Raw genomic sequence first — 26,998 nt, 5'->3', positions numbered from 1 at the left:
CCACTCGTGTCCGTCTTGCGCCTTCCCCCCCTGCCTGCCGCCAGCGGCAAGCAACATTGGGGCAATCTTCCAGGAGCTGCGCTAAGCCTGGCGATTGCCGAAGCAGCCAGCAACGCCAAGCGCTTCACGCTCCTGCTCACTGCCGACAGCCAAAGCGCCGAGCGCCTGCAGGAAGAACTCGCCTTCTTCGCGCCACAACTGGCGGTATTGCATTTTCCTGACTGGGAAACGCTGCCCTACGACATCTTCTCGCCGCACCAGGACATCGTCTCCCAGCGCATTGCCGCCCTCTACCAGCTACCGGAGCTGAGCCACGGCGTGCTGGTAGTGCCGATCACTACCGCCCTACACAGGCTGGCGCCAAAGCGCTTCCTGCTGGGTTCGAGCCTGGTGCTGGACGTCGGGCAGAAGCTGGATGTGGAGCAGATGCGCCTGCGCCTGGAAGCAGCCGGCTATCGCTGCGTGGACACCGTGTACGAGCACGGCGAGTTCGCCGTGCGCGGCGCGTTGATCGACCTGTTCCCCATGGGCAGCCCCCTGCCCTACCGCATCGACCTGTTCGATGACGAGATCGAGACACTGCGCACCTTCGATCCGGAGAACCAGCGCTCGATCGACAAGGTCGAGTCGATCCGCCTGTTGCCAGCACGCGAGTTCCCCCTGAAGAAGGAGGCAGTCACCGGCTTCCGCGCGCGTTTCCGCGAGCGTTTCGACGTCGACTTCCGCCGCTGCCCGATCTACCAGGATCTCTCTACCGGCATCACCCCAGCGGGCATCGAGTATTACCTACCGCTGTTCTACGAAGAAACCGCGACGCTTTTCGACTACCTGCCTGAAGACAGCCAGGTGTTCTCCCTGCCCGGCATCGAGCAGGCCGCCGAGCAGTTCTGGAGCGACGTTCGCAATCGCTACGAAGAACGCCGCGTCGACCCCGAGCGACCGCTGCTGCCGCCGGCCGAACTGTTCATGCCGGTGGAAGACTGCTTCGCTCGGCTCAAGCTCTGGCCACGTGTGGTCGCCAGCCAACAGGATGTCGAGCCTGGCATCGGCCGAGAACGCTTCACCGCGCAGGCCCTGCCGGAACTGGCAATCGAGGCCAAGGCGAGCGAACCGCTGGGCAAGCTGCGACGCTTCCTCGACGAATATGCCGGGCGTGTGCTGTTTACTGCCGAATCAGCCGGCCGCCGCGAAGTATTGCTGGAGCTGCTCGCCCGTCTGAAGCTGCGCCCGCAAGAAGTCGAAGGCTGGGAGGAATTCCTCGCCAGCCAGGAGCGCCTGGCGATCACCATCGCCCCGCTCGACGAAGGCCTGCAACTGGACGACGTCGCACTGGTCGCGGAAAGCCCGCTGTTCGGTCAGCGCGTCATGCAGCGCCGGCGACGCGAGAAGAGTCGCGACGGTGGCGAGAACGTCATCAAGAACCTCACCGAGCTGCGCGAAGGCTCGCCGGTGGTGCACATCGATCACGGTGTCGGTCGCTACCAGGGCCTGGTCACCCTGGAGATCGAAGGCCAGGCGCAGGAATTCCTGCTGCTGCAGTACGCCGAGGACGCCAAGCTCTACGTACCGGTCGCCAGCCTGCACCTGATCGCCCGCTATACAGGCAGCGACGACGCGCTCGCGCCACTGCACCGGCTCGGCTCGGAAACCTGGCAGAAAGCCAAGCGTAAGGCGGCCGAGCAGGTCCGCGATGTCGCGGCCGAGCTGCTGGATATTTACGCCCGCCGCGCCGCACGCGAGGGTTATGCCTTCAAGGACCCGCAGGTCGACTACGAAACGTTCGCCGCAGGCTTTCCGTTCGAAGAGACGCCCGATCAGCAGGCCGCCATCGACGCGGTACGCGAGGACCTGCTGTCGGCCAAGCCGATGGATCGCCTGGTCTGTGGTGACGTCGGCTTTGGCAAGACCGAGGTCGCCATGCGTGCCGCCTTCATCGCCGTCCATGGCGGCCGGCAGGTTGGCGTACTGGTGCCGACCACCCTGCTCGCTCAGCAGCACTACAACAGCTTCCGCGACCGCTTCGCCGACTGGCCGGTGCGGGTCGAGGTGATGAGCCGCTTCAAATCCGCCAAGGAAGTGCAGAGCGCCATCGCCGAACTGGCCGAGGGCAAGATCGACATTCTCATCGGCACCCACAAGCTGCTGCAGGATGACGTCAAGTTCAGCAACCTGGGCCTGGTCATCATCGACGAGGAACACCGTTTCGGCGTGCGCCAGAAGGAACAGCTCAAGGCATTGCGCAGCGAAGTGGACATTCTCACGCTGACCGCCACGCCGATTCCACGCACGCTGAACATGTCCATCGCCGGCATGCGCGACCTGTCGATCATCGCCACGCCGCCGGCGCGCCGGCTGTCGGTTCGCACCTTCGTCATGGAACAGCAGAACACCGTGATCAAGGAGGCGCTGCTGCGCGAGCTGTTGCGCGGCGGCCAGGTCTATTACCTGCACAACGATGTGAAGACCATCGAGAAATGCGCCGCCGACCTTCAGGCACTGGTGCCGGAGGCACGCGTCGCGATCGGCCACGGGCAAATGCGCGAGCGTGACCTCGAACAGGTCATGAGCGACTTCTACCACAAGCGTTTCAACGTGCTGGTGGCCTCGACCATTATCGAAACCGGCATCGACGTGCCGAGCGCCAACACCATCATCATCGAGCGCGCCGACAAGTTCGGCCTGGCGCAGCTGCACCAGCTGCGTGGCCGGGTAGGCCGCAGCCATCACCAGGCCTATGCCTATCTGCTGACCCCGACCCGCAAGGCAATGACCGATGACGCGCAGAAGCGCCTGGAGGCCATCGCCAATGCCCAGGACCTCGGTGCAGGCTTTGTCCTCGCCACCCACGACCTGGAAATCCGCGGCGCCGGCGAGCTGCTCGGCGAGGGTCAGAGCGGGCAGATCCAAGCGGTTGGCTTCACCCTTTATATGGAAATGCTCGAGCGCGCGGTCAAGGCGATCCGCAAAGGCGAGCAGCCGAATCTGGAGCAGCCGCTCGGCGGCGGGCCGGAAATCAACCTGCGCCTGGCAGCCCTGATCCCGGAAGACTACCTGCCGGATGTGCATGCCCGCCTGATCCTCTACAAGCGCATTGCCAATGCGGCCGACGAAGACGGGCTGAAAGAACTGCAGGTGGAGATGATCGACCGCTTCGGCCTGCTACCGGAACCGACGAAGAACCTGGTGCGCCTGACACTGCTCAAGCTGCAGGCGGAAAAGCTTGGCATTACCAAGATCGACGCAGGCCCGCAGGGTGGGCGCATCGAGTTCTCGGCCGACACCTCGGTCGACCCGATGGTGCTGATCAAGCTGATCCAGAGTCAGCCGAATCGCTACAAGTTCGAAGGCGCCACGCTGTTCAAATTCCAGGTGCCGATGGAACGCCCGGAGGAACGCTTCAATACGCTGGAAGCGCTGCTCGAGCGGCTGGCGCCCAATGAGCAAGGATCGTAGATGCCACTTCGCTATCTGGTCTTGCTGCTGACGCTACTGGCGCCTCAGGCTCACGCCGAGGCGCTATATCGCGTCGAGCTGATCCTGTTTCGCCACGCCCCGCCACTGGAAGCCAGCCAGCACGCGCCCTACGACTGGGCCGATAGTGCGCAGGTGCTGGACAGGCGCGCCGAACGCCAGCCAGCCCTCGAGCACGTTGCCGCCAGGCTTACGCCGGACCAGGGCTACCAGGTACTGTTGCAACGCGCCTGGCAGCAAGCAGTCAGCGAAGATGCGCCGACCATTGCACTGCACCAGGGGCAACGCCATTTCGAGCACTACCCGATTCAGGGTCTGCTGAGGGTCAGACCCGGGCGCTATATGCAGACCGACATGACCTTCTGGGTGAACCGCTTCGGCGAGTACGGCCAACTGCTCGCCAGCGAGCGCCTGACGCAGCGGGTTCGCCTGATCCCTGGCCGGCTGACCTACATCGACCATGACAGCCTCGGGCTGCTGATCGAAATGAAGCCACTATGAGCACTTCGCACCGATATCCGGCCCACAGTCGGCTGACCTGCCTTGCCGCATCCCGACACAGAGGGCCTGGCAGATGAGCCCTCCGCTGGCGCCTCGCGACGAACGGCTGATCGACGATCTGCCGCCCGTACCGCTGCTCAGTCTCGGCAGTCATCTGGCAATCAACTACCAGCCGGGCAACCAGCGCATGGTCAGCGACCATCAGCATCGCGCCGGCCTGTCGTTTCTCTACGGGGAGGCGTGTATCCATGGCAAACGCGACGGCGAACGTGTCCGTCATCTGGTCGGCAACGAGCTGCAGCTGATCGCACGCCACCCCCAGGCCGAACAGGCACTGCGCAGACAACTTGAACAGCTGGGCTTCCGACCGGCGCTGCGCCAGAGCCTGGCTCTGCCGAAGGAGTCGGCGGAGATGTTCCAGCTGCCCGGCGAAGATGCCTGGCTCAGGTTCGTTCAGGAGCAACTGCCCGAACTGCGCCGACAAGGCTGGCAGATCGATATCCATCCCGGCTTCGCCTACGACCTGACCGCCATCGACAGCTGGTACGCGCAGATCGACGAGTCAGCTGATGACGACTGGTTCGATCTCGATCTAGGCATCATCGTCAACGGGCAGCGCATCGGCATGCTGCCGGTCCTGTTGCGGCTGATCCGCCAGAACCCTCAATTGCTCAGCCCTCGCGCCATCGCGCTGCGTAGCGATGAGGAGCAGCTGCGCGTGCAACTGGACCGGCCGGGACAACACGACAAGCAGGCGCTGCACGTGACGCTGCCGCTGGGGCGCATCAAGCCGATTCTGGCGACCCTCGGTGAGCTCTACATGCGCGAACAGATGGATGGGCCATCGCTGCGTATGAGCAAGGCCGACGGCGCGCGCCTGGCCGGGCTCGACAGCCTGGCACCGCAATGGAAAGGCGGTGAACGACTGCGTGAGTTCGCCGGGCGCCTGAGCAAACCTGATATCAAGGCCTGCCCGACCCCAACCGGGCTCGCGGGCAAACTGCGGCCCTACCAGCAGCAGGGCCTGGTCTGGATGCAGACGCTGCGCGAGCTGGGCGCGGGCGGCATCCTCGGCGACGACATGGGCCTGGGCAAGACGCTGCAGAGCCTTGCCCACATCCTCGCCGAAAAGCAGGCAGGACGGCTCGATCGTCCGGCGCTGGTGGTGATGCCGACCAGCCTGATTCCCAACTGGCAGGACGAGGCCAGCCGTTTCGCCCCGCAGCTACGGGTATTGACGCTCAAGGGCAGCACCCGGCAGAAACACTTCGGCGAACTTGGCGAGCACGATCTACTGCTGACCAGCTATGCGCTGCTGACGCGCGACATAGCCGCACTGCGTGAGCAGCCGCTGCACCTACTCATTCTCGACGAGGCGCAGCACATCAAGAACCCGACCGGCAAAGCGGCCCAGGCCGTACGCGAAATGCAGACCCGGCAGCGCCTGTGCCTGACCGGCACACCGCTGGAGAATCACCTCGGCGAGCTCTGGTCGCTATTCCACTTCCTCATGCCCGGGTGGCTTGGAGACGCCAAAAGCTTCACCCAGGAGTACCGCAATCCGATCGAAAAACACGGCGACGATGCACGACTGGCGCACCTGCGCGCCCGCATTCGGCCGTTCCTGTTGCGGCGCACCAAGGAACAGGTAGCCACTGAGCTGCCGGCCAAGAACGAGTTCGTCCACTGGGTCGAACTGAATGACGTCCAGCGCGAGGTCTACGAGACCTTGCGGCTGGCAATGGATCGCAAGGTGCGCGACGAGATCGAGCGCAAGGGACTCGCGCGCAGCCAGATGGTCATCCTCGAGGCGCTGCTCAAGCTGCGTCAGGTCTGCTGCGACCTGCGCCTGCTGAAGGGTGAGTCGGCACGAGCCGCACGCGGCAGCAGCTCCGGCAAGCTCGACAGCCTGCTGGAGATGCTCGACGAGCTGATGAGCGAAGGCCGGCGGGTGCTGCTGTTTTCCCAGTTCACCTCGATGCTGGCGTTGATCGAGCAGGCGCTACACAAGCGCGGCATCGAGTACGTCAAGCTGACGGGTGAGACCGATGATCGACGCACGCCGGTCGAGCGCTTCCAGGCCGGCGAAGTGCCGCTGTTCCTGATCAGCCTGAAGGCCGGTGGCACCGGGCTCAACCTGACGGCGGCGGATACGGTGATCCACTACGATCCCTGGTGGAATCCCGCTGCGGAGAACCAGGCGACCGACCGCGCCTATCGCATCGGCCAGGACAAGCCGGTCTTCGTCTATCGTCTTATTAGCCGCGGCACCGTCGAGGAGCGCATCCGCGAGTTGCAGGCGCGCAAGGCCGAACTGGCGGCCGGTGTACTCGAAGGTGCAGTCGACGGCAGCTTGCAGCTTGGCGAACGCGACATCGACGCCCTGTTCGCACCGCTACCCTGACGCTATGGCGGCATGCAAACTTGTGACACCGGCGAGTGCAGCAGTTTGCGCTTTGCCAGATCATCGCCACCTCGCTTACGTTTCCGTCCCGAGGCGCCCCGCCGCCTCCACGATCACTGGCATCGGTTACAAAAGGAACCGCACCATGAGTCTCTACGAGATCGCCTTTTCCGGCCAACTGCTCCCGGGCGCCAAGCTCGAGCAGGTCGAGGCCAACCTGACCAAGCTGTTCCAGGCCGACGCCCAGCGTATCGCGCTGCTGTTCTCCGGCCGGCGCATCGTGATCAAGCAGAATCTGGACTTCGCCGCGGCCGAAAAATATCGCCAGGCGATGGAGCGTGCCGGCGCGCAGGTAGAACTCAAACCGCTGCCCGTCGATGTGGAGGAAATCGAACTGGCGCCGCCTCCGGCATCGACGGCGACCAGCGCGGCCAGCACCGAGAGCAGCGCAGGAAAAACGAGCGACGCCCCGGCCACACTCAAGGTGACGCCGCGTGACGAATACATGGCAGCCTTCGCCGACGTCGAGGCACCGGACTTCGGTATTGCGCCGATCGGCGTCGACCTGCAGGACGCCCGGCCCGAGCCAGAGGCGCCGCGCGTGGACCTTTCTCAGTTCAGCCTTGCCCCGGTGGGCAGCGACATGGGCGAAAAGCCTCGCGACACCACCGCCGTGGTGCCGGATATCTCGCATCTGAAGCTGCAGGACTGACGGGCACACGTTCGGCAGTGAGCGCCGCAGAGACTCCTCAGGCGCTCAGCTTCAGACCAACCAGCCCAGCCAGCAACAGCAGCACGCTCACCAGCCGCGCGGGCGAGGCGCTTTCGCCGAAGATGAGAATGCCCAGCAGCACGGTACCCAATGCGCCGATACCGACCCAGATGCCGTAGGCGGTACCCACCGGCAGAACCTGCATGGCACGCGCGAGCAGGAAAAAGCTGCCAGCCATGGCCGCTATGGTGAGCACGCTGGGTAGCGGGCGGGTGAAGCCTTCGGAAGCCTTGAGGCCAATGGCCCAACCCACTTCCAGAAGGCCGGCTACGATCAGCATGATCCAGGCCGAATGCATGACGATGACTCCATCAACTGCAGGGCCGTCCCCGCACGATTCGACATGCCAGCGGGTCGTCCCGCGGCGGACGCGACCCTAGCACAGCGGCGCACTGTTTTGGACCACTCGCAGCGCCCCTTGATCGCTGGCGTGTAGCGGCCTGCCCACGAAAGCGCGCGCACGATCAATCATTGATGTGGTGTTTTGAATCGAGGGATCTGTCGAATGTGATCTCTTCGCGAATGCCAAGCGGTGGATGGGTGAAGCGTCATCCACCCTACAAACCTCGCGTAGGGTTGGAAAACTGCGAAGCATTTTCCACCTTGGATGGCGGACAGATGAGCCCCTGCCTACGCCACCTCATGCCCGCGGGCCGCTTCGCTCAGGTAGAACCAGGCGGGACGGCCCAGCTCCAATTCGACGCCCTGCAGCGCCTCCTCGATCCGTTCCCAGCGCAGGCTGCCGAGGATCGGCAACGGGCGGCCGGGCAATTCCCGAAGCCAGGCCAGCGCCACCTGATTGGCCGTTGCGCCCCGATCCGCGGCGACTTCTTCGAGCGCACTGCGCAGGCGCTCGCCGAAACGCCCACCGGCCATCGGCGACCAGGCCAGCACTTGCAGACCCGCGGCCTGCAAGGCATGCAAACCGCCGTCCCATACCCCTTGCTGGGCCTGCAGCGAGAGTTCGATCTGGTTGCAGCGCAGCGGCACGCGTTGCGCCAATGCCTGGCAATGCAACACCCCGGAGTTTGACAGCCCTACCCAGCCGACCTTGCCGCTGGCGATCAGGTCGTTCAGCGTGTCCGCCACCTCGTCGACCTGCAACAGCGGGTCCGGCCGGTGCAACAGAAAACCGTCTAGCCGCTCGACACCCAGCCGCGTCAGGCTGCCGTCCACCGCCTGGCGCAGATAGCGGGCGCTGGAGTCGTAGTGCTTGACCCGCCAGCGCGAACAATCCTGCCCGGCCGGTACGATGTCGGCCTTGCCGATGATCTGCAGGCGCTGACGCAGCCCCGGCGCCTGACGCAGGGCCGCGCCGAAGTGCGCCTCGCAGCGCCCGCCAGCATAGATATCGGCATGGTCGAAACCGTTCAGCCCGCGCTCGACGCAGCGTTCGATGAACGCCAGCAGTGCCTGGGGTTCACCCAGCTCGGGGTATTCCAGCAGGCGCATCATGCCCAGCAACAGCGGCTGGGCGAGCACGGGCGAGGCCATGGCAAGGCTCCGTCAGAAGATGTAATCGGTGGTCAGGAAGCCCGAGCGACGCTCCCGGATGATGCTGTCGACCAGCTGCTTGTTGGCCTCGTTGAAACGGGTCGCCACAAGGGTGCGGATGGAGAACACCCGCAGCGCATCGTGTACCGACAGCGTTCCCTCGGCCGAATTCTTGCGGCCGTTGAACGGATAGCTATCCGGCCCGCGCTGGCACTGGGCATTGATGTTGATGCGACCGACCTGGTTGACGAAGGCATCGACCAGCTCGCCGACCTGCGCCGGATCGTTGCCGAAGATCGACAGCTGCTGGCCGTAGTCGGAGGCAGTCACATAGTCGATTACTTCCTGCAGGTCGCGGTACGGCACTACGGGCACCAGCGGGCCGAACTGCTCTTCGTGATAGACACGCATGGACGAATCAACCGGGCTCAGCACCGCCGGATGAAAGAAGGTCTGGTGCGACTCGCCGCCGCCGGCATTGACCACTCGCGCGCCCTTGGCCACGGCGTCTTCGAGCACCGCATGCAGATAATCGGTCTTGCCCGGCTCGGGCAGCGGCGTCAGCGCGACGCCGGGCTCCCAGGGCATGCCCGGCTTGAGCGCGTTGACGCGAGCGGCGAAGCGTTCGAGGAAACCATCGAGCACCGCCTCGTGCACGAAGAGAATCTTCAATGCCGTGCAGCGCTGGCCGTTGAACGACAGCGCGCCGGTCACGGCCTCTTCCACCGCGTTGTCCAGATCGACCTGCGGCAGGACGATGCCCGGGTTCTTCGCATCCAGCCCCAGCGCAGCACGCAGGCGGTGCGGACGCGGGTGCAGTTTCTTCAAGTCGGCGGCGCCCTTGTGCGTGCCGATAAAGGCGAACACGTCGATCTTGCCGCTGGCCATCAGTGCGCTGACCGTCTCGCGGCCGCGACCGTAGATGACGTTGATGACCCCGGCCGGGAAGCTGTCGCGGAAGGCTTCGAGCAGCGGATGTACCAGCAGCACGCCGAACTTGGCCGGCTTGAACACCACCGTGTTGCCCATGATCAGCGCCGGGATCAGCGTGGTGAAGGTTTCGTTCAGCGGGTAGTTGTACGGTCCCATGCACAGCGCCACGCCCATCGGCACCCGACGGATCTGCCCCAAAGTACCCTGCTCCAGTTCGAAGCGGCTGGAGCTACGGTCCAGCTCCTTCAGTGCGTGGATGGTGTCGACGATGTAATCGCAGGTGCGATCGAACTCCTTTTCGGAATCCTTGAGGTTCTTGCCGATCTCCCACATCAGCAGCTTGACCACCGCGTCGCGCTGTTCGCGCATGCGCGCCAGAAAGCTCTCGACATGGGCAATGCGCTCGGCCACGCGCATGGTCGGCCAGGCACCGCGACCGTAGTCATAGGCGGCGACAGCGGCGTCCAACGCGCGCAGCGCGGCGTCGGCATCCAGCAGCGGCGTACTGCCAAGAACTACCTGGCGCTCGCTGCCGTCCGCCTCACGCAGGAACACCGGGCTGCGTACCTCGGCCAAAGGACCGTCCCAGTTCATCAGCTCGCCATCGACCAGATAATCGCGCTGCGTAACCGGTGCATCCGGACGATAGGCCTCGGGAATCTCATCCAGACGGGGGAAAAGCTCGGAAAGCGGGCGCGCGTTGCTCATGCAACCTCCAGGTAGCGAGAAGATGGGGAAGATGCGGCGGACCTTCGCTCGCCGCGAGGGGATGGGACGATTACAGCTCGCGCTGTTCGGCACGCTCGGCGCGCAGGTCGAAGTCGCGCGGCAGTTCGGCCGCCGGCGCGCTGTCCAGCGCCTGCAGGGTCTGGCGCGTGGCGCTTTCGATGGCGGCCCAATCGCCGGCACGCACGGCCTTGGCATCGACCATCCAGGTACCGCCGACACACATCACATTGGCCAGACTCAGGTAATCCCGCGCATTGCGCGCATTGACGCCACCGGTCGGGCAGAAGCGGATGTCACCGAACGGCCCGCCCAGCGCCTTGAGTGCTGCCACGCCGCCGCAGATCTCGGCGGGGAACAGCTTGAAGCGGCGATAGCCCATGGCGTAGCCGAGCATGATTTCCGAGGCGCTGGCGACGCCCGGCAGCAGCGGCAGCGGCCCTTGCAACGCGGCCTCGAGCAGCGCCGGCGTGCTGCCGGGAGAGACGATGAACTGTGCACCGGCGGCCTCGGCCTGCTCCAGCATGTTGGCGTCGAGCACGGTGCCGGCGCCGACGATCAGCTCCGGGCGCTGCTCGCGCAGCAGGCGAATGGCGCCCAGGCCCAGCGCCGAACGCAGGGTGATCTCGAGCACGCGCAGGCCACCGGCGGCCAGAGCATCGGCCAGCGGCAGGATGTCCGCCTCACGCTCGATGGTGATCACCGGCAGGATGCGCGCAGCGCTGCACCACTTGTCGATCAGGGCGATCTTGTCGTTCATGGCGTCAACGCTGGTTTGGATAGATGTCATGGAAGATTCCTTGCGGCCTCAGGGGCACCAGTAGATTTCGAGGGGACGGGCGAGGAAGGCGCGAATCGGCATCGCTTCATAGGGCTCGCCAGCCAGGGCCTGATTGAGCGTGGCCAGTTTGCCGCGACCATGCAGTGCGAGCAGCGTCAGCCGCGCGCTGGCCAGCAACGCCAGGGTCATGCTCAGGCGCTGGCGCGGCACAGTCGGCGCCTGCATCGGCAGGCAACGCCGCGTGCCACGCGGGTCGAGCGCCTGCTGCAGATTCGGGCTGTCCGGGAACAGCGAGGCGGTGTGGCCGTCTTCGCCCATGCCCAGCACCAGCACGTCGATGGGCGGCAGTTCAGCCAATGCGCTATCGGCACGTTCAGCGGCCTGCTCGAGGCTTGCCGCGCTCTGGTACAGGCCGACCAGGCGCGCAGCGGCGGCCGGCCCCTGCAGCAGGTGGCGACGCAGCAGGCCTTCATTGCTGTCGGGATGACTGACCGGCACCCAGCGCTCGTCGGCGAGGCTGACGGTGACCTTGGCCCAATCCAGTTCCTGCTGCGCGAGGCGCTCGAAGAAGGCGATCGGGCTGCGGCCGCCGGAAAGCACCAGCGTCACCGCGCCACGTTCGGCAATCGCGCTGCGCAGCGCGTTGCTCACGGTCAGCGCCAGTTCGCCGGCCAGCTGCTCGGCGTCACCAAGGCTGAAACCCAGGGTCTGCACCGGCAGATCGAGATTAGAGATCGTCATACCAACTCCTGCCATCACGGCTGATCAGGGCAATCGAAGCAGCCGGTCCCCAGCTGCCTGCTGCGTAAGGTTTGGGTGGGGCGCCGACGCGCTGCCAGCCGTCGATCAGCTGGTCGCACCACTTCCAGGCGTATTCGATTTCGTCCTTGCGCACGAAGAGGTTCTGGTTGCCCTTCATCACTTCCAGCAACAGCCGCTCGTAGGCGTCGGGGATGCGGGGGCTCTTGTAGGTTTCCGAGAAATTCAGCTGCAGCGGGCCGCTGCGCAGCTGCATGCCCTTGTCCAGGCCCTGGTCCTTGGTCATCACCAGCAGCGAGATGCCCTCCTGCGGCTGCAGGCGGATGATCAGCTTGTTGCCGATCAGCTGGCGCTGCTCCGGGGCAAAGATGTAGTGCGGCGGAGCCTTGAAGTGGATAACGATCTGCGACAGCTTCTGCGGCATGCGCTTGCCTGTACGCAGGTAGAACGGCACGCCGGCCCAGCGCCAGTTACAGATTTCCGCCCGCAGCGCGACGAAGGTTTCGGTGTCGCTCTGGGTGTTGGAGTTTTCTTCCTCCAGATAGCCCGGTACGTGGCGGCCGAGGATGCTGCCGGCGACGTACTGGCCGCGCACCAGCTGCTGACCGAGCTGCTCCGGCGCAATCGGCGCCAGCGCCTTGAGCACCTTGACCTTCTCGTCGCGGATGCTGTCGGCCGAGAGGTCGCTGGGCGGGTCCATGGCGATCAGGCAGAGCAGCTGCAACAGGTGGTTCTGGATCATGTCGCGCAGCTGGCCGGCCTGGTCGAAGTAGCCCCAGCGGCCTTCGATGCCGACGGTTTCGGCAACGGTGATCTCCACGTGGGAGATGTGATTCTGGTTCCACTGGGTTTCGAACAGGCTGTTGGCGAAACGCAGGGCGATCAGGTTCTGCACCGTGTCCTTGCCCAGGTAATGGTCGATGCGATAGGTGCGGTCTTCCGGGAAGAAGCGCGCCACCGCGTCGTTCACTTCGCGGGACGACTCCAGGTCGTGGCCGATGGGCTTTTCCAGCACTACGCGGGTGCGCTCGGCCAGGCCCGCCTCGGCCAGCCCGGCGCAGATCGCACCGTAGACAGATGCCGGCGTGGCAAAGAAGGCGACGATGCTATCCGCGTTGCCGGCCTTGTCCGCCAGCGCAGCAAAATCCTCGGCGCGGCGGAAATCCATGCTCAGGTAGTCCAGGCGCGCCATGAAGCGCTGAAGCACGGCTTCATCGAGGTCGCGTTCGCCGACGTGGCGGCGCAGATGTTCTTCGATCAACGCCAGATGGCTTGCCGCCTCGCCGCTCTCGCGAGCCAGCGCGAGCAGGCGCGTTTCGGTTGGCAGCAGACCGGCGCGATCGAGCTGATAGAGCGCGGGAAACAGCTTGCGCAGGGCCAGATCACCGAGGGCGCCGAACAGCGCCAGGGTGCAGGGTTCGACAGATAGTGGCGTCATGATGTTTGTTCTTCTACTAAAACTGCACTATGAATACACGGCGATGCCCTGTTATTCAAGTTCAATGTAGTAATAAAAACAACATTTGCCGCAAATTTAGATACCTGTGGCCGCTCCGCACCGCCCTCAGTAGGATAGGCCACCCCATTGGCAAGCCGCATCAGGACCGACATGGACCGCGTACACAACCTGCTCGAGCAGATTCAGCGCCGCATCGAAGACCTCAACAAGGCCGAGCGCAAGGTCGCCGAGGTGATCCTGCGCAACCCGCAGCAGGCCACCCGCTTCAGCATCGCCACCCTGGCGCAGACCGCGCAGGTCAGCGAGCCGACAGTGAATCGCTTCTGTCGCTCGTTCGGCGTCAGCGGCTACCCGGAACTGAAGATGCAACTGGCGCAGAGCCTGGCCAGCGGCGCCGCCTATGTCAGCCAGGCGGTGGAGCCCGACGACGGCCCGGCGGAATACACGCGCAAGATTTTCGGCTCGGCCATCGCCTCGCTGGATAGCGCCTGCCAGAGCCTCGATCCGCAGCTGGTCAGCCGAGCCGTCGACCTAATGATCCAGGCCCGGCAGATCCACTTTTTCGGCCTCGGCGCCTCGGCCTCGGTGGCGCTGGATGCGCAGCACAAGTTCTTCCGCTTCAACCTGGCAGTAACCGCGCATTCGGACGTGCTGATGCAGCGCATGCTGGCCTCGGTGGCGCATACCGGCGAGCTGTTCGTGATCATTTCCTACACCGGGCGCACCCGCGAACTGGTGGAGGTGGCACGTATCGCGCGACAGAACGGCGCCTCGGTACTCGGCCTGACCGCCGCCGGCTCGCCACTGGCGCAGGCCAGCACGCTGAGCCTGAACATTCCGCTGCCCGAGGACACCGACATCTACATGCCGATGACCTCACGCATCATCCAGCTCACCGTACTCGACGTGCTCGCCACCGGCATGACCCTGCGCCGCGGCGTGGATTTCCAGCCGCACCTGCGCAAGGTAAAGGAAAGCCTCAATGCCAGCCGCTACCCGGCGGATGAAGAGCCGAGCTAAGGCAACCGCGCCGGCGCGAGACGCCGGATGTTGCTATAACAACATCCGGCCGCCACATATCCGAAAAATCGCCCGATCAGCATGCCAGCGCCTGCTCCAACGCTACCCCAGCGCCCTCCAGCCCCGGATAGTCAGCGGTGACCAGCCACACCGGCACATCGCCGAGATAGCCGCTCATGGAACCCTTGCTGGCGAAGCCGCGGGCGAAACCACTAGCCGCGAAGAAATCGGCGAAACGCGGCACCACACCACCGACGATATACACCCCACCGCGCGCACCGAGCGTGAGCACGTTGTTGCCGGCGACCCGCCCGAGCCACACGCAGAACTGCTCCAGGGTCGCCACCGCGACATGATCACCAGCGAGCGCAGCCGCCGTGACCTCAGCCGGCGACGCCAGTCGCGGCATCAAACCGGCCAGGGCACAGACCGCACGATAGAGCAGCAACAGGCCACCGCCACTGAGCACGTCTTCCGCGCGCACATGGCCAAGCTGGGCGAACAGCATCTGCCACAGCGCCGCCTCGTGCGCATCCGCCACGGGCAGATCGACGTGTCCGCCCTCCCCCGGCAGCGCGCGCCAGCTGCCACCACCCAAGGGCAGCAACGCGGCGACGCCAAGCCCGGTGCCCGGCCCGATAACCAACGCCGGCGCATCCAGCTCGGCCTCGCCAGCACAGATCATGCGCCGCCCCGTCTCGCTTACCCGCGTCATGCCCAGCGCCATCGCGGCGAAGTCATTGATCAGCAGCAGCTCGTCCAGCTGCAGGGCACCGCAGAAGTCGCGCCGCGTCAGCCGCCAGTGATTGTTGGTGAACGTGAACTGCTCACCCTTGACCGGCCCGGCACAGGCCAGGCACATGGCGCGAATGCTGCCCGGCGCCAGGCCGAGCGTTGACAGGTAATGTTCGACTGCCTGCTCCGGGGTTTCGAAGTCCGCCGCAGCCAGCACTTGCACCGCCTCCAACTGCGAGCCGCGCCACAGCGCGAAACGCGCATTGGTGCCGCCTATATCTCCGACCAGCGCCAGCCTCATCGCAGCGTCTCCAGCCCCGCAGTGAACACGCTGGCGCCCTGCTCGGCGGAGCTGAACGCCGAGCGCATAAAGCCGAACAGCTCGCGCCCGCAGCCCTGCACCTGCGCTGCAGGGGCAGCTGCTGGGGAACGATCGGCCAGCTCGGCAGCATCTACCAGCACCTCGAGCACGCCGGCCTGCCCATCCACGCGCAGCAGATCGCCGTCACGCACACGCGCCAGCGGGCCGCCATCGATTGCCTCGGGACATACATGGATCGCGGCCGGCACCTTGCCCGACGCACCGGACATGCGCCCGTCGGTGACCAGCGCGACCTTGAAACCGCGGTCCTGCAGCAGACCGAGATAGGGCGTCAGCTTGTGCAACTCGGGCATGCCGTTGGCACGCGGCCCCTGGAAGCGCACCACTGCAACGACGTCGCGCTCCAGCTCGCCCGCCTTGAACGCCTCGACCAGCTCCAGCTGATCGGCAAAGACCCGCGCCGGCGCTTCCACGACGCGATGCTCGGGCGCCACGGCGGACACCTTCATCACGCCACGACCGAGATTGCCGCTCATCACCCGCAGCCCGCCTTCGGCCGAGAACGGCCGCGCGACCGGCCGCAGGATGCTTTCATCCAGGCTCGCCGCAGCGCCTTCACGCCAAGTCAGCCGACCGTCCTCGAGGAAGGGCTCCTGGGTGTAGCGATTGAGGCCGCGACCCATCACGGTATGCACATCCTCGTGCAGCAGGCCGGCCGCGAGCAGCTCGCGCACCAGCAGCGCGACGCCGCCCGCGGCATGGAAGTGATTGATGTCGGCTGAACCATTGGGATAGACCCGCGCCAGCGTCGGCACCACTGCGGAAAGGTCGGCCATGTCCTGCCAGGTCAGCTGGATGCCCGCCGCCTGGGCGATGGCCGGCATGTGCAGGGTGTGATTGGTCGAGCCGCCGGTGGCATGCAGCGCAACGATGGCGTTGACCAATACGCGCTCGTCGACGAGCTCACCGAGCGGCGTGAAGCTGCCGCCCTGTGGCGTCAGTCGAGTGACCTGCCGCGCGGCCTCGGCGGTCAGCGCATCGCGCAATGGCGTGCCCGGGTTGACGAAGGAAGAGCCCGGCAAGTGCAGGCCCATGACCTCCATCAGCATCTGGTTGGTGTTGGCGGTGCCGTAGAAGGTACAGGTACCGGGACTGTGATAGGCCTGCATTTCCGCCGCCAGCAGCTCATCGCGACCTGCCTTGCCTTCGGCATAGCGCTGGCGCACCGCGGCCTTGTCCTTGTTGGCCAGGCCGGACGGCATCGGCCCGGCCGGCACGAACACAGCGGGCAGATGCCCGAAGCGCAGCGCACCGATCAGCAACCCGGGAACGATCTTGTCGCAGATGCCGAGCAGCAGCGCCCCATCGAACAGGTTGTGCGACAGCGCCACCGCGGTGCTCATGGCGATCACCTCGCGACTGGCGATGGCCAGCTCCATGCCCGGCTCGCCCTGGGTGACGCCGTCACACATCGCCGGCACACCGCCCGCCACCTGCCCCACCGAGCCGATATCGCGCAGCGCGTGGCGCAGGCGCTCGGGGTAGTCCTCATAGGGCTGATGCGCCGAGAGCATGTCGTTGTAGGCCGTGACGATGGCGATGTTGGCTGCATCCGGCAGCCGCAGGCGCTGCTTGTCCTGCGCGCCGCAACCGGCAACGCCATGGGCGAAGTTCGCGCATTGCGCGCCGTTGCGGGCAGGCCCAGCACTGGCAGCGCCGCGAACCATGGCGAGATAGGCTTCGCGCGTAGGCCGGCTACGCTCGATCAGGCGCTGGGTGACTTCGACCACTACGGGATGCATGAAAAACCTCCTGATTTGTAGTTTTTATAAACAATCAGGCGGCATCATAACGACGAGCGGGACGATTTCGAAGAAATATGTTTATTAAAACAACAAACTTACACCCTCAACGACGTAGGAGTTCTAGCTGACGACGTAGCTGGGCGGCTTGCGCCTTTTCCGCCCGCAGCCCGGAAGTCAACTCAGCCTTGTCCTGCTCCAGGCGCACGATCACCTGACCAAGGCCATCCAGCAGTTCGCGCAGCACTTCCAGTTCTCGGCATTGGCTCTGCCGGCCCATCCATAGCAGCCAGAGCAGTACCAGTAGCACCATCACGCCGCACAGCGAGGTGCCGATCAGCAGCCAGGCGAGGCTCATTGCACTCATCGTTTCGCTCCTTTGCTTGCGGCGCAATGCCGCTTCCAGAGGCTCAACGATATGTAGCTTATGACGACAGGTCGATAATGTTTACTTGCACAGGTAAACATTTGCAGCAGGTCATTGCCGCCATCTGCTAGTGAAGGACGGCTATGGACCACGCAGGCCGCCCGGCGATGTGCCAGCATGACGCAGCGCCACTGCGACCACCTGTCGTGATTCCTTACGGGTCGACAGAGGATTACTCGCCGACGTCCACCGGTCGCCGCACATCGTCGTCATGGCCAGGGTCGCGATGTTCCAGCTGCAGGAACAATGCGGCAGCGAGCATCGCCATACCGCCGACGCAGAGAAACGTCAGCTGAAATGCCCGCAGCACCTCGCTGCCCTGCGCGTCGTCCACGGTGAAGCCTCCCAGCAGCGCACCGGCGGTGGCGACGCCAAGGCTCATTGATAGCTGCACCACCACCGACAGCAGGCTATTGCCGCTACTGGCGTCGGCATGGCTAAGGCCGACCAGGGTGACGGTGTTCATCGCGGTGAACTGCATCGAGTTGACCATGCCGATCAGGCCCAGATGCACCAGCAGCAGCCACGTCGGCGTTTGTCCATCGATGGTCGCCAGGCTGGCGATCAGGCAGCCGAGCAGCAGCGTGTTGCCGATCAGCAGACGGCGATAACCGAGACGATCGATGATCGGCTTGGCCAGGGATTTGACCGCCATCGCACCCAAGGCCAGCGGAATCATGCTCATCCCGGCCTGCGCCGGCGAATAGCCAAGCGCCACCTGCAGCAGCAATGGCAGCAGGAACGGCAGCGCGCCACCACCCAGCCGGGCAAACAGGTTGCCGAAGATGCCCACCGCAAAGCTGCGCGTATGGAACAGCTTGGGGCTGAACAGCGGCGCATCGATGCGCCCGGCGCGCAGCCAGTAGGCCGCCATGCACGCTGCGCCGCCGAACAGCAGCAGCATCACGCGGGCATGCGACATGTGCATCTGGCCGAGCCCCTCCAGCGCGATGGTGACCAGCACCATCGCTGCGCCGAACAGCAGGAAGCCGAGCGTATCGAAGCGCACCCGCTCGGGCCCTTTGAGATCGGGCATGAAGCGCAGCGCGGCGATGCAGCCAATCACGCCCACCGGCAGATTGATCAGGAAGATCCAGTGCCAGGAGGCGTACTCCACCAGCCAGCCACCCAGGGTTGGCCCGAGCAACGGGCCGACCAGTCCTGGCAGCGCGATAAAGGCCATGATCCGCACGAAGTCGCTGCGCGGAAATGCCCGCAGCACCACCAGCCGCCCCACCGGCAGCATCAGCGCTCCGCCCAGCGCCTGCAGCACGCGGGAAGCCACCAGCTGGTTGAAGCTGGTCGACAACGCGCACAACAGCGAGCCCACGGAAAACAGCACGATGGCGGTCACGAAGATGCGCCGGCTACCGAAGCGGTCAGCAATCCAGCCGGATGCCGGAATCAGCAACGCCACCGTGAGCATGTAGGCGATCACAACGCCCTGCATACGCAGCGGGTTTTCCGCCAGATCGCGCGCCATGGCCGGCAGCGCGGTATTGAGAATGGTGCCGTCCAGCGTCTGCATGAAGAAGGCGATGGCCACCAGCCACGGAAGAATCCGCGCGGTACGGGCGTCGAGTGAGACGGGCGGTTGCATGAAGTCCCCGGATACGAAAGGTGCACCATCTTAGAGGATTCGTTCGGCGCCGGTTCGGGTCGCTGCACCCTGCACACCCACACCAAGTGCCACTGTGACGACCTGTCGCAGTTAGCCTGCAGCGCCCGCAAACAGCCGTCTGCAGCGGCATACAGCTTTGCATTCAGACACCGGTAACAAAATATTTCTTGGGAAATTGACGCGAATCATTATCATTCGGAAGCGCAAGTGCAATCTTCGCTCCGTCCTTTTCTGTTTCCGGAGAATTCCCAATGCGCATCCCCGCCACACTGGCCATCACCACCCTGCTGCTCACCCCGCTCGCCCAGGCGAAGGAATACCCCATCGGCGAACCGCAGCAGTGCGGCGGCATGGAGGTCGGCGCGGTGTACCTGCAGCCGGTCGAAATGGACCCACCGGGCATGATGCGTGCCGCGGCCGAGTCCGACGTGCATCTCGAGGCCGATATCAGCGCCACCGAAGACAACCGCAACGGCTGGCAGGAAGGCAGCTTCGTGCCATATCTGAGCATCCACTACACGCTGCGCAAGAAGGGTTCCGACGAAGTCGTCGAAGGCGATTTCCATCCGATGGTGGCAAACGACGGCCCGCACTACGGTGACAACGTCAAGCTGCTCGGCCCAGGCAAGTACCAGTTGACCTACAAGATCCTGCCGCCAGGCTCGGGGCACAACATGTTCGGTCGCCACACCGACAAGGAAACCGGCGTCGCCCCCTGGTTCGAAGGCTGCGAGCTGACGTACGAGTTCACCTACGCCGGCATCGGCAAGAAAGGGGGCTACTGATGCGTCGCGCCGGGCAATCGCTGCTCGGCGTGCTGCCGCTACTGGTCGGGCTCGCGAGCCCGGCGCAGGCCGCGCTGCCGACGTACGAGCTGACCATACGTGACGGCCACTTCGAGCCAGCGACCATCGAAGTCCCTGCCCGCCAGCGCTTCAAGATCATCGTGCACAACGCCGGCAGCGGGCCGACCGAGTTCGAGAGCACCCCGCTACGCGTCGAGAAGGTGCTGTCACCCGGGGTGACCTCCTTCGTCGTGATCCACCCGCTGAAGCCGGGCCGCTATCCATTCTTCGACGAATTCCATATGGATCTTCCCGAAGGCGAGATCGTCGCCAAGTAGTTGCTTTTCTGAGGAGAGTCCCATGGGCCAATCCATGTTCATCGTCTGGCGCGAAAGCGTCGAGGCCCTGCTGGTCATCGGCATCCTGCATGCCTGGCTGCGCCAGCAACCAGGCGCGGGCAATGCGCTGCGCATGCTCTGGGCCGGTGTCGCCGCCGGTCTCGGTCTGGCCGCTGCGCTGGGCTGGGGCGTATTGCAGGCCGGCGACTGGCTGGCGGGCAGCGGTGGCGAATGGTTCCAGTGCGCGATGCTGCTGGTAGCCAGCCTGCTGATCCTGCACATGGTCGGCTGGATGCATCAGCATGGCCGCACGTTGAAGAGCAGCCTGCAGAACAGCGCTGCGGAAAAGCTCAGCCAGGGCAGCGGCATCGGCCTGCTGCTGCTGGCCATGCTCGCCGTGGGCCGTGAAGGCAGCGAGACGGTGGTGTTCCTCTACGGCATCGGTAACCAGCAGGCGGGTATGGACCTCACCCGCTTCGTCATCGGCGGTGTACTCGGTTTCGTCCTCGCAGTGCTCAGTTATGCAGCCCTGCAGGCCGGCAGCCGCTACTTCAGCTGGCGGCGTTTCTTCCAGGTCAGCGAAGTGATGTTGCTGCTGCTCGGCGGCGCATTGCTGATGGCCGCGCTGGATCGCTTCAGCGGCCAGCTGATGGGTATGGACGTACCGGAAGTGCTGTACACGGTGTTCGGCGATCCGCTCTGGGATACCTCGTCCCTGCTGGATGATGGCGGCGCGCTCGGCGGCACCCTGGCCGGCCTCACCGGCTATCGCGCCATGCCTTCGCTGGCCGCCGCGGTAGTTCTGGGCCTTTACTGGCTCGCCGCGTGGACATGGCTCAAACCGCGGGCACAGGTGCAGCTCGCTGCGAGGCCAGCATGATCACCCAGGCGCCGTGGCTGGCGCGACTCGGTGACCTGCTGCGCCAGCATGCGAAAGCCATTCGCACGCTGCAATGGCTGGTGGTGGGGTTCTACCTGACGCTACTGGTGATCCCCGCCTTTCTTGATCTGCCGCCGGCCCAGGCCGGCATGCTCGATAACCTGACGGTACTGGCGCAGTTCATCTTCTGGGGCCTGTGGTGGCCCTTCGTGCTGCTGTCGATGATCTTCTTCGGTCGCCTGTGGTGCGGCGTGCTCTGCCCCGAAGGCTCGCTCAGCGAATGGATCAGCTGGCGCGGGCTGAACAAACGCACCCCGCGCTGGGTGCGCTGGAGCGGCTGGCCGACCATCGCCTTCATCCTCACCACCGTCTACGGCCAGCTGATCAGCGTCTATGACTATGCCCAGGCGGCACTGCTGATCCTCGGCGGCTCCACTGTCGCGGCGATGCTGGTGGGCTTTCTCTACGGCCGCGGCAAGCGGGTCTGGTGCCGCCATCTGTGCCCGGTCAGCGGCGTGTTCGCCCTGCTCGCCCGCTTGGCGCCGGTGCACTACAAGGTCGACGAACAGCGCTGGCTGGAAAATCGCGAACCGCACCTGCCGACACCCAACTGCGCCCCACTGATCGACATCCGTCGCATGCAGGGCAATGCCGATTGCCATGCCTGCGGCCGCTGCAGCAGCCAGCGCGGTGCAGTGCAGCTGAGCGCCCGTTCGCCCAATTCTGAAATCCTCATCGTCGGCGGTCAGCAGCAAAGCGATCACTGGGACAGCACCCTGTTGCTGTTCGGCATGATCGGTCTGGCCATGGGCGCCTTCCAGTGGACGGTCAGTCCCTGGTTCATCACCCTCAAGCAGGCCGCGGCGGAATGGCTGGTGGATCGCGACATCTTCTGGCCGCTGGAAGCCAACGCGCCCTGGTGGCTGCTGACCCATTATCCGCAGGCCAACGATGCCTTCACCTGGCTCGATGGCGCCGTGATCCTCACCTACATCTTCGGTGCCTCGTTGCTCGTTGGCGGCGCGCTGTGGCTGCTGCTGCGTGCGGCCGTGCGGGTGATGCGCCGTGGCGACAATGTGTTCCAGCACCTCGCATTGGCACTGGTGCCGCTGGGTGGCGCCGGGCTGTTTCTCGGCCTGTCCGCCACCACGGTCAAGCTGCTGCGCTACGAGGGCTTCCTGCTGGCCTGGGCGCAACCGGCTCGCGCCGCGCTGCTGATCGGCGCCGTGGCGTGGAGTCTGTACCTGGCCTGGAACGTGATCAGCCGTCACGGCGGCAACGGCCTGCGCCGGCTGCTGGCGTTCGCCTGCGTCAACGCCGGTTGCGCGCTGGTGGGCTATGGCTGGTGGCTGCAGTTCTGGGGCTGGAGCTGAGGTCGATGAGGCATTGAGTGGGCCGCCCGCTGCGGCCCACATACACCTAACCTCGCAAAACGAACGAAGGGAACAGCTGGTCCAGCCGTTCCCACAGGCGCTGCTGATCGTAGGGTGCGCGGCTCTCGGCGAGGCTGTCGTCGAGCATGCGCGCGGTGCGCACGCACTGCACGGCGAAGCGTTCGACACCCAGCCGGCGCAGGCGCTGAGCCATGTCCCACAGCATGTCGGCGTCGAACAGTTGCCAGTGCACGGTGGTCCGGCACTCATGCTCGACGCCGCTTTCCAGCAGGTGTTCGAGACTCTTCCAGTTGGCCTTGCCGCTGCCATCCACGCCGGTGATCGCGCTGCTGTGCTCGGGTAGCGCCTTGATGTCGAAACCGACCCAATCCACCAGCGGCAGGATGTTGGCGAACAGCTTCGGCTTGATGCCGGCGCTGTGCAGGCCGACCTTGTAGCCCAGCGCCCGCACCTGGGCGATGGCCTCGGGCAGCGCGGTCTGCAGGGTCGGCTCGCCACCGCTGAACACCACCGCCTCGAGCAGGCCGACGCGCTGTTCGAGAAAGGCGAGAATCTCCGGCCAGGGCTTTTCCTCACTGCCACAGGCGGGGATCAGCTGCGGGTTGTGGCAGTAGCGGCAGCGCCAGCCGCAACCCTGGCAGAACAGCACGCAGGCCAGATGGTCTGGGAAATCCAGCGTGGTCAGGGGGACCAGCCCCCCGACGCGAAGTGCTGCGGTCACCGCGCCGCTGCTTCAGTGAAATGCAGGCGCTCGCGATGCTCGGACTGCTTGCCCGGATTGAATGCGGTAACCGGGCGGTGATAGCCCATCACGCGGGTCCAGACTTCGCAACGTTGGCGCTGGTCCTGGGGCAGTTGGCTGGCTGGGTTCATGGTGACGCTCCTTTTGCTTAGGGTTGATTATGCGGCGCCGCACCTCTTGGAGCGGCGTGACACGGGATCGCAGCTCAGACCGCCACGGCCGCTTCGGCTTGCTGCTTGTGCAGCAGCGCCTCATCGCACTTCGGGCAGAACTCGTGCTCGCCAGCGAGATAACCGTGCACCGGGCAGATCGAGAAGGTGGGCGTTACCGTCAGGTACGGCAGGCGGTAGCGCGACAACGCATTGCGTACCAGCTTCTTGCAGGCCTCGGCCGAGGAAATCTGCTCGGCCATGTACAGGTGCAGCACAGTGCCGCCGGTGTACTTGCACTGCAGCTCGTCCTGCAGCTCCAGGGCCTCGAAGGGGTCGTCGGTGAAGCCGACCGGCAGTTGCGAGGAGTTGGTGTAGTACGGCGCCTCGGCCGAACCCGCCTGGAGGATGTCGGGGAAGCGCTTGCGGTCTTCCTTGGCGAAACGATAGGTGGTGCCTTCGGCCGGCGTCGCCTCGAGGTTGTAGAGGTGCCCGGTGTCTTCCTGGAACTGCACCAGCCGCGCCCGCACGTGGTCGAGCACCTCGATCGCCAGCGCGCGACCGGCAGCGGTCTGCAGCCCCTCGGTGTCGTCGGTGAAATTGCGCACCATCTCGTGCAGACCGTTCACCCCGATGGTGGAGAAGTGATTGCGCAGTGTGCCCAGATAACGCTTGGTGTAGGGGTAGAGCCCGGCATCCATATGGTGCTGGATGACCTTGCGCTTGACCTCCAGACTCTGCCGCGCCATGTCCAGCAGCGCATCCAGCTGCTCGAGCAGCGCCGCCTTGTCACCGCGCAAGAGATAGCCCAGGCGTGCACAGTTCACCGTCACCACGCCCAGCGAACCGGTCTGCTCGGCAGAGCCGAACAGCCCACCACCGCGCTTGAGCAGCTCGCGCACGTCCAGCTGCAGGCGGCAGCACATCGAACGCACCTGGTTCGGCTGCATGTCCGAATTGAGGAAGTTCTGGAAGTACGGCAGCCCGTAGCGCGCGGTCATCTCGAACAGGCGCTCGGCGTTCTCGCTGTCCCAGGGAAAATCGTGGGTGATGTTGTAGGTCGGGATCGGGAAGGTGAAAACCCGGCCGAGGCCGTCACCGGCCTGCATCACTTCTATATAGGCACGGTTGATCAGCTCCATCTCGGCCTGCAGCTCGCCGTAGGCGAAGGGCATCTCCTCGCCGCCGATGTAGGGGATCTGTTCGCGCAGGTCTTCAGGGCAGACCCAGTCGAAGGTCAGGTTGGTGAACGGGGTCTGCGTGCCCCAGCGCGACGGCACGTTTAGGTTGTAGATGAACTCCTGAATGGCCTGGCGGATTTCGGCGAAGCCAAGGTTGTCCTTGCGCACGAACGGTGCGAGGTAGGTATCGAAGCTGCTGAACGCCTGCGCGCCGGCCCACTCGTTCTGCAGCGTGCCGAGAAAATTGACCATCTGCCCCAGCGCGCTGGACAGATGCTTGGGCGGGCCGGCCTCAACCCGCCCCGGAATCCCGTTGAAGCCCTCATTGAGCAGGGTCCGCAGTGACCAGCCAGCGCAATAGCCGGCGAGCATGTCCAGGTCATGGATATGCAGATCGCCTTCGCGATGCGCCGTGCCGATCTCCGGGCTGTAGACCTCGTCCAGCCAGTAGTTGGCGGTGACCTTGCCAGACACGTTGAGGATCAGCCCGCCGAGTGAGTAGCCCTGGTTGGCGTTGGCGCGCACCCGCCAGTCTTCGCGGGAGAGGTATTCGTTCATCGAGGCGGCGACGTCGACCACCACCTTGCGATCTCGGCGCAGACGCGCATGGCGTTCGCGGTAGACGATGTAGGCCCTGGCGGTATCGAAGTAGCCGGCTGCCATCAGGGCACGCTCGACGCCGTCCTGCACCTGCTCCACCTCCACCGCCGTGCGATGGGCCAGTTGCTGACGAACGGCCTCGGCCAATGCCTGTGCCATTGCCAACTCGAACTCGCCGGTCGCCGCGCCTGCCGCCGCGATGGCGCGCTCGATCTTGTCCACTTCGAACGCCGCCAGTCGGCCATCGCGCTTGCGCAGTGAAACCGGTTTCGCCACCTCTGCCTGCCTGGGCATCAACGCCTCCATAACCATATGTAGTGAATTTATTCGCCGAAAACACAATATGGTGTGACTTTAGAGGTGGAACCTCATTACCGAATTGATCATCGTCAAGCACAGGCAAGTGATCGCCGGACGGCGCCGACGGCTCATGGCCGACACTCTTGTCCGTGATCAAGGAAGCGGCGGACACCGGGCTCCTAGGATGCAGGCTGATAAACCCGGTTCAGTCCGGGGGAGGACACATGCTCACTGAAAAAACCCTGGTCGCGGAATTGCGCCGCCACCATCTGTTCAGCCGACTGCCCGAGGCGGCGTTACAGGAGGTGTGCACCTCTGCCAACCTGAAGCGCCTGCCTGCGGGGGCCTCGCTGTTTCATCAGGGCGACAAAGCCGATCGCTTCTATTTCCTCTTCAGCGGCCAGATCAAGCTGCACCGCGTAGTCTGCGACGGGCAAGAGAAGCTGGTGGAAGTGATGCGTGCCGGTGAATCGTTTGCCGAAGCGCTGTTGTTCAAGGGCACGCCGAGCTATCCGGTCAGCGCCACCGCGCTAAAGGCCAGCCTGGTGGCGAGCCTGCACGGGCCGCATTACCGGCGCATTCTCGAGCAGCACCCGGATATCTGCCTGGACATCCTCGCCACCCTGAGCATTCGGCTGCACCAGCGTATGACCGAGATCGACACCCTCACCCTGGCCAACGCCAGCCATCGAGTGGTGCGCTTTCTCGCGCAATCGCAGCAGGACGACAGCGGCGTGGTGGTGCTCGATGTGCCGAAACGCTTGATCGCGTCGAAACTGGGCATTCAGCCGGAAACCTTCTCGCGCATCCTGCATCGGCTGATCGACGCCGGGACCATATCGGTCCAGCGGCGACGCATCGAGATTCTCGACAACCGCAAGCTCGCCGCCTATGACGAGTGACCTGCGGCAGAACGCCCCAGTGATCTTGATTGCTGTCAAAGCCAGTCGACGGCGCGCCTTGGAAAATGACCCGCGTCACGCCACCGTCAGGAAAACGCGATGATCACCACAACGCCTGCGCCCCTGGTCTATTCATGCTCCGGTTGCTCGAATGTCGCGCAGCTGGCCAACACCCTGGCGGTGCGCCTCGATCGCGCCGGGCTGGCGGAAATGTCCTGCATCGCCGGCGTCGGCGGGCGCGTTGCAGCGCTGGTGAAGAAAGCCAACTCCGGCCGCCCCATTCTCGCCATCGACGGCTGCCCGATGCATTGCGCCCGAGCCTGCCTCGCGCAGCACGGCGTGACACCCGACGTGCACATCACCCTCAGCAGCTACGGCTTGCGCAAGCGCTATCGGGAAGACTGCAGCGAGGAGGAGATCAGCGCGCTGTTCGATGACATGAAAGACATTATCGCTAGTGACCGGATGCAGCTGCGCACGGCCTGAAACCCACGGACTGA

General features: G+C 64.8%; 24 protein-coding genes. 11 read left to right on the top strand and 13 right to left on the bottom strand.

Annotated elements, in window-relative coordinates:
• Positions 1-6 precede the first annotated feature (6 nt).
• From mfd to LLJ08_RS07285, 4 genes are all read left to right on the top strand, one after another.
• A complete protein-coding gene (gene mfd / locus LLJ08_RS07300; RefSeq protein ID WP_003299660.1) occupies positions 7-3,453 on the top strand; it encodes a transcription-repair coupling factor in 3,447 nt (1,148 codons plus the stop codon).
• Positions 3,454-3,972, top strand: a complete 519-nt coding sequence (locus LLJ08_RS07295) for a CsiV family protein (RefSeq protein ID WP_213573860.1) — start codon at positions 3,454-3,456, stop codon at positions 3,970-3,972.
• A 73-nt stretch (positions 3,973-4,045) separates the two neighbouring features.
• Positions 4,046-6,376 (top strand): DEAD/DEAH box helicase, encoded by a 2,331-nt coding sequence (locus tag LLJ08_RS07290; RefSeq protein ID WP_213573862.1) that lies wholly within the window; start codon positions 4,046-4,048, stop codon positions 6,374-6,376.
• Positions 6,377-6,521: 145 nt separating this feature from the next.
• Complete coding sequence (locus LLJ08_RS07285) at positions 6,522-7,088, top strand: hypothetical protein (RefSeq protein ID WP_023446743.1); 567 nt, start codon at positions 6,522-6,524, stop codon at positions 7,086-7,088.
• Between the two features lie 37 nt (positions 7,089-7,125).
• Here LLJ08_RS07285 and sugE read toward each other — a convergent pair whose 3' ends face one another.
• The 6 genes from sugE to zwf form a co-directional block, all read right to left on the bottom strand.
• Positions 7,126-7,446, bottom strand: a complete 321-nt coding sequence (gene sugE / locus LLJ08_RS07280) for a quaternary ammonium compound efflux SMR transporter SugE (RefSeq protein WP_014820923.1) — start codon at positions 7,444-7,446, stop codon at positions 7,126-7,128.
• A 332-nt stretch (positions 7,447-7,778) separates the two neighbouring features.
• Positions 7,779-8,642, bottom strand: coding sequence for an aldo/keto reductase (locus tag LLJ08_RS07275; protein WP_221103938.1), 864 nt, complete (start codon positions 8,640-8,642; stop codon positions 7,779-7,781).
• Positions 8,643-8,654: 12 nt separating this feature from the next.
• Positions 8,655-10,283 carry an NADP-dependent glyceraldehyde-3-phosphate dehydrogenase gene (locus LLJ08_RS07270; RefSeq protein ID WP_228208581.1) on the bottom strand — a complete coding sequence of 543 codons (1,629 nt, stop codon included), beginning with the start codon at positions 10,281-10,283 and terminating at the stop codon, positions 8,655-8,657.
• Between the two features lie 70 nt (positions 10,284-10,353).
• The gene (locus LLJ08_RS07265; RefSeq protein WP_228208580.1) at positions 10,354-11,091 is read right to left on the bottom strand and encodes a bifunctional 4-hydroxy-2-oxoglutarate aldolase/2-dehydro-3-deoxy-phosphogluconate aldolase; all 738 of its coding nucleotides are present in this window, start codon (positions 11,089-11,091) and stop codon (positions 10,354-10,356) included.
• Between the two features lie 18 nt (positions 11,092-11,109).
• The gene (gene pgl, locus LLJ08_RS07260; protein WP_228208579.1) at positions 11,110-11,823 is read right to left on the bottom strand and encodes a 6-phosphogluconolactonase; all 714 of its coding nucleotides are present in this window, start codon (positions 11,821-11,823) and stop codon (positions 11,110-11,112) included.
• Positions 11,810-13,279 carry a glucose-6-phosphate dehydrogenase gene (gene zwf, locus LLJ08_RS07255; RefSeq protein ID WP_228208578.1) on the bottom strand — a complete coding sequence of 490 codons (1,470 nt, stop codon included), beginning with the start codon at positions 13,277-13,279 and terminating at the stop codon, positions 11,810-11,812. Before zwf ends, pgl begins: the two co-directional genes overlap by 14 nt.
• Positions 13,280-13,450: 171 nt before the next feature.
• Here zwf and LLJ08_RS07250 point away from each other — a divergent pair, with 171 nt between their 5' ends.
• On the top strand, positions 13,451-14,320 hold the full coding sequence (locus LLJ08_RS07250) for a MurR/RpiR family transcriptional regulator (RefSeq protein WP_014820929.1): 870 nt from the start codon (positions 13,451-13,453) through the stop codon (positions 14,318-14,320).
• A gap of 76 nt (positions 14,321-14,396) precedes the next feature.
• Here the strand turns inward: LLJ08_RS07250 and LLJ08_RS07245 are convergent, their stop codons facing one another.
• The 4 genes from LLJ08_RS07245 to mdtD form a co-directional block, all read right to left on the bottom strand.
• Positions 14,397-15,356, bottom strand: a complete 960-nt coding sequence (locus LLJ08_RS07245) for a glucokinase (protein WP_228208577.1) — start codon at positions 15,354-15,356, stop codon at positions 14,397-14,399.
• Complete coding sequence (gene edd / locus LLJ08_RS07240) at positions 15,353-17,179, bottom strand: phosphogluconate dehydratase (protein ID WP_228208576.1); 1,827 nt, start codon at positions 17,177-17,179, stop codon at positions 15,353-15,355. The genes LLJ08_RS07245 and edd overlap by 4 nt, the downstream gene beginning before the upstream one ends.
• A 106-nt stretch (positions 17,180-17,285) precedes the next feature.
• The gene (locus LLJ08_RS07235) at positions 17,286-17,546 is read right to left on the bottom strand and encodes a hypothetical protein (RefSeq protein ID WP_003299674.1); all 261 of its coding nucleotides are present in this window, start codon (positions 17,544-17,546) and stop codon (positions 17,286-17,288) included.
• A gap of 232 nt (positions 17,547-17,778) precedes the next feature.
• On the bottom strand, positions 17,779-19,206 hold the full coding sequence (mdtD, locus tag LLJ08_RS07230) for a multidrug transporter subunit MdtD (protein WP_041014500.1): 1,428 nt from the start codon (positions 19,204-19,206) through the stop codon (positions 17,779-17,781).
• 272 nt (positions 19,207-19,478) lie between these two features.
• Between mdtD and LLJ08_RS07225 the strand changes: the two genes are divergently transcribed.
• From LLJ08_RS07225 to LLJ08_RS07210, 4 genes are read left to right on the top strand one after another with little or no spacing between them, the layout of a single operon-like run.
• Positions 19,479-20,012, top strand: coding sequence for an iron transporter (locus tag LLJ08_RS07225; protein WP_014820933.1), 534 nt, complete (start codon positions 19,479-19,481; stop codon positions 20,010-20,012).
• Entirely contained in the window at positions 20,012-20,350 is a 339-nt protein-coding gene (locus LLJ08_RS07220; RefSeq protein ID WP_003299677.1) for a cupredoxin domain-containing protein, read from the top strand. Before LLJ08_RS07225 ends, LLJ08_RS07220 begins: the two co-directional genes overlap by 1 nt.
• Positions 20,351-20,372: 22 nt before the next feature.
• Positions 20,373-21,230 (top strand): FTR1 family iron permease, encoded by an 858-nt coding sequence (locus LLJ08_RS07215; protein WP_228208575.1) that lies wholly within the window; start codon positions 20,373-20,375, stop codon positions 21,228-21,230.
• The gene (locus LLJ08_RS07210) at positions 21,227-22,603 is read left to right on the top strand and encodes a 4Fe-4S binding protein (RefSeq protein ID WP_228208574.1); all 1,377 of its coding nucleotides are present in this window, start codon (positions 21,227-21,229) and stop codon (positions 22,601-22,603) included. Before LLJ08_RS07215 ends, LLJ08_RS07210 begins: the two co-directional genes overlap by 4 nt.
• A 46-nt stretch (positions 22,604-22,649) precedes the next feature.
• Here LLJ08_RS07210 and LLJ08_RS07205 read toward each other — a convergent pair whose 3' ends face one another.
• From LLJ08_RS07205 to LLJ08_RS07195, 3 genes are all read right to left on the bottom strand, one after another.
• Entirely contained in the window at positions 22,650-23,345 is a 696-nt protein-coding gene (locus LLJ08_RS07205; protein ID WP_042926192.1) for an anaerobic ribonucleoside-triphosphate reductase activating protein, read from the bottom strand.
• Positions 23,342-23,497: an anaerobic ribonucleoside-triphosphate reductase gene (gene nrdD, locus LLJ08_RS07200; protein WP_003279708.1), complete on the bottom strand. Its 156-nt coding sequence runs from the start codon at positions 23,495-23,497 to the stop codon at positions 23,342-23,344. Before nrdD ends, LLJ08_RS07205 begins: the two co-directional genes overlap by 4 nt.
• 74 nt (positions 23,498-23,571) lie before the next feature.
• Positions 23,572-25,590 (bottom strand): ribonucleoside triphosphate reductase, encoded by a 2,019-nt coding sequence (locus LLJ08_RS07195; RefSeq protein WP_228208573.1) that lies wholly within the window; start codon positions 25,588-25,590, stop codon positions 23,572-23,574.
• Between the two features lie 230 nt (positions 25,591-25,820).
• On the opposite strand from LLJ08_RS07195, the gene LLJ08_RS07190 reads away from it, so the two are divergent.
• The gene (locus LLJ08_RS07190; RefSeq protein WP_228208572.1) at positions 25,821-26,498 is read left to right on the top strand and encodes a Crp/Fnr family transcriptional regulator; all 678 of its coding nucleotides are present in this window, start codon (positions 25,821-25,823) and stop codon (positions 26,496-26,498) included.
• Between the two features lie 99 nt (positions 26,499-26,597).
• Complete coding sequence (locus LLJ08_RS07185; protein ID WP_003299688.1) at positions 26,598-26,984, top strand: putative zinc-binding protein; 387 nt, start codon at positions 26,598-26,600, stop codon at positions 26,982-26,984.
• The last annotated feature ends 14 nt before the right edge of the window (positions 26,985-26,998 follow it).

The organism is Stutzerimonas chloritidismutans (genome assembly GCF_020783375.1).
In the GTDB taxonomy this organism is placed as follows: domain Bacteria; phylum Pseudomonadota; class Gammaproteobacteria; order Pseudomonadales; family Pseudomonadaceae; genus Stutzerimonas; species Stutzerimonas kunmingensis.
Note: the sequence above shows the minus strand (reverse complement) of the source record. Positions and strands in the feature narration are given on the sequence as shown.

Coding starts and splice junctions, on each gene's coding strand:
- LLJ08_RS07295 (WP_213573860.1), top strand. CDS start 3,454: ATGCCACTTCGCTATCTGGTCTTGCTGCTGACGCTACTGGCGCCTCAG.
- LLJ08_RS07290 (WP_213573862.1), top strand. CDS start 4,046: ATGAGCCCTCCGCTGGCGCCTCGCGACGAACGGCTGATCGACGATCTG.
- LLJ08_RS07285 (WP_023446743.1), top strand. CDS start 6,522: ATGAGTCTCTACGAGATCGCCTTTTCCGGCCAACTGCTCCCGGGCGCC.
- sugE (WP_014820923.1), bottom strand. CDS start 7,446: ATGCATTCGGCCTGGATCATGCTGATCGTAGCCGGCCTTCTGGAAGTG.
- LLJ08_RS07275 (WP_221103938.1), bottom strand. CDS start 8,642: ATGGCCTCGCCCGTGCTCGCCCAGCCGCTGTTGCTGGGCATGATGCGC.
- LLJ08_RS07270 (WP_228208581.1), bottom strand. CDS start 10,283: ATGAGCAACGCGCGCCCGCTTTCCGAGCTTTTCCCCCGTCTGGATGAG.
- LLJ08_RS07265 (WP_228208580.1), bottom strand. CDS start 11,091: ATGACATCTATCCAAACCAGCGTTGACGCCATGAACGACAAGATCGCC.
- pgl (WP_228208579.1), bottom strand. CDS start 11,823: ATGACGATCTCTAATCTCGATCTGCCGGTGCAGACCCTGGGTTTCAGC.
- zwf (WP_228208578.1), bottom strand. CDS start 13,279: ATGACGCCACTATCTGTCGAACCCTGCACCCTGGCGCTGTTCGGCGCC.
- LLJ08_RS07250 (WP_014820929.1), top strand. CDS start 13,451: ATGGACCGCGTACACAACCTGCTCGAGCAGATTCAGCGCCGCATCGAA.
- LLJ08_RS07245 (WP_228208577.1), bottom strand. CDS start 15,356: ATGAGGCTGGCGCTGGTCGGAGATATAGGCGGCACCAATGCGCGTTTC.
- edd (WP_228208576.1), bottom strand. CDS start 17,179: ATGCATCCCGTAGTGGTCGAAGTCACCCAGCGCCTGATCGAGCGTAGC.
- LLJ08_RS07235 (WP_003299674.1), bottom strand. CDS start 17,546: ATGAGTGCAATGAGCCTCGCCTGGCTGCTGATCGGCACCTCGCTGTGC.
- mdtD (WP_041014500.1), bottom strand. CDS start 19,206: ATGCAACCGCCCGTCTCACTCGACGCCCGTACCGCGCGGATTCTTCCG.
- LLJ08_RS07225 (WP_014820933.1), top strand. CDS start 19,479: ATGCGCATCCCCGCCACACTGGCCATCACCACCCTGCTGCTCACCCCG.
- LLJ08_RS07220 (WP_003299677.1), top strand. CDS start 20,012: ATGCGTCGCGCCGGGCAATCGCTGCTCGGCGTGCTGCCGCTACTGGTC.
- LLJ08_RS07215 (WP_228208575.1), top strand. CDS start 20,373: ATGGGCCAATCCATGTTCATCGTCTGGCGCGAAAGCGTCGAGGCCCTG.
- LLJ08_RS07210 (WP_228208574.1), top strand. CDS start 21,227: ATGATCACCCAGGCGCCGTGGCTGGCGCGACTCGGTGACCTGCTGCGC.
- nrdD (WP_003279708.1), bottom strand. CDS start 23,497: ATGAACCCAGCCAGCCAACTGCCCCAGGACCAGCGCCAACGTTGCGAA.
- LLJ08_RS07195 (WP_228208573.1), bottom strand. CDS start 25,590: ATGCCCAGGCAGGCAGAGGTGGCGAAACCGGTTTCACTGCGCAAGCGC.
- LLJ08_RS07190 (WP_228208572.1), top strand. CDS start 25,821: ATGCTCACTGAAAAAACCCTGGTCGCGGAATTGCGCCGCCACCATCTG.
- LLJ08_RS07185 (WP_003299688.1), top strand. CDS start 26,598: ATGATCACCACAACGCCTGCGCCCCTGGTCTATTCATGCTCCGGTTGC.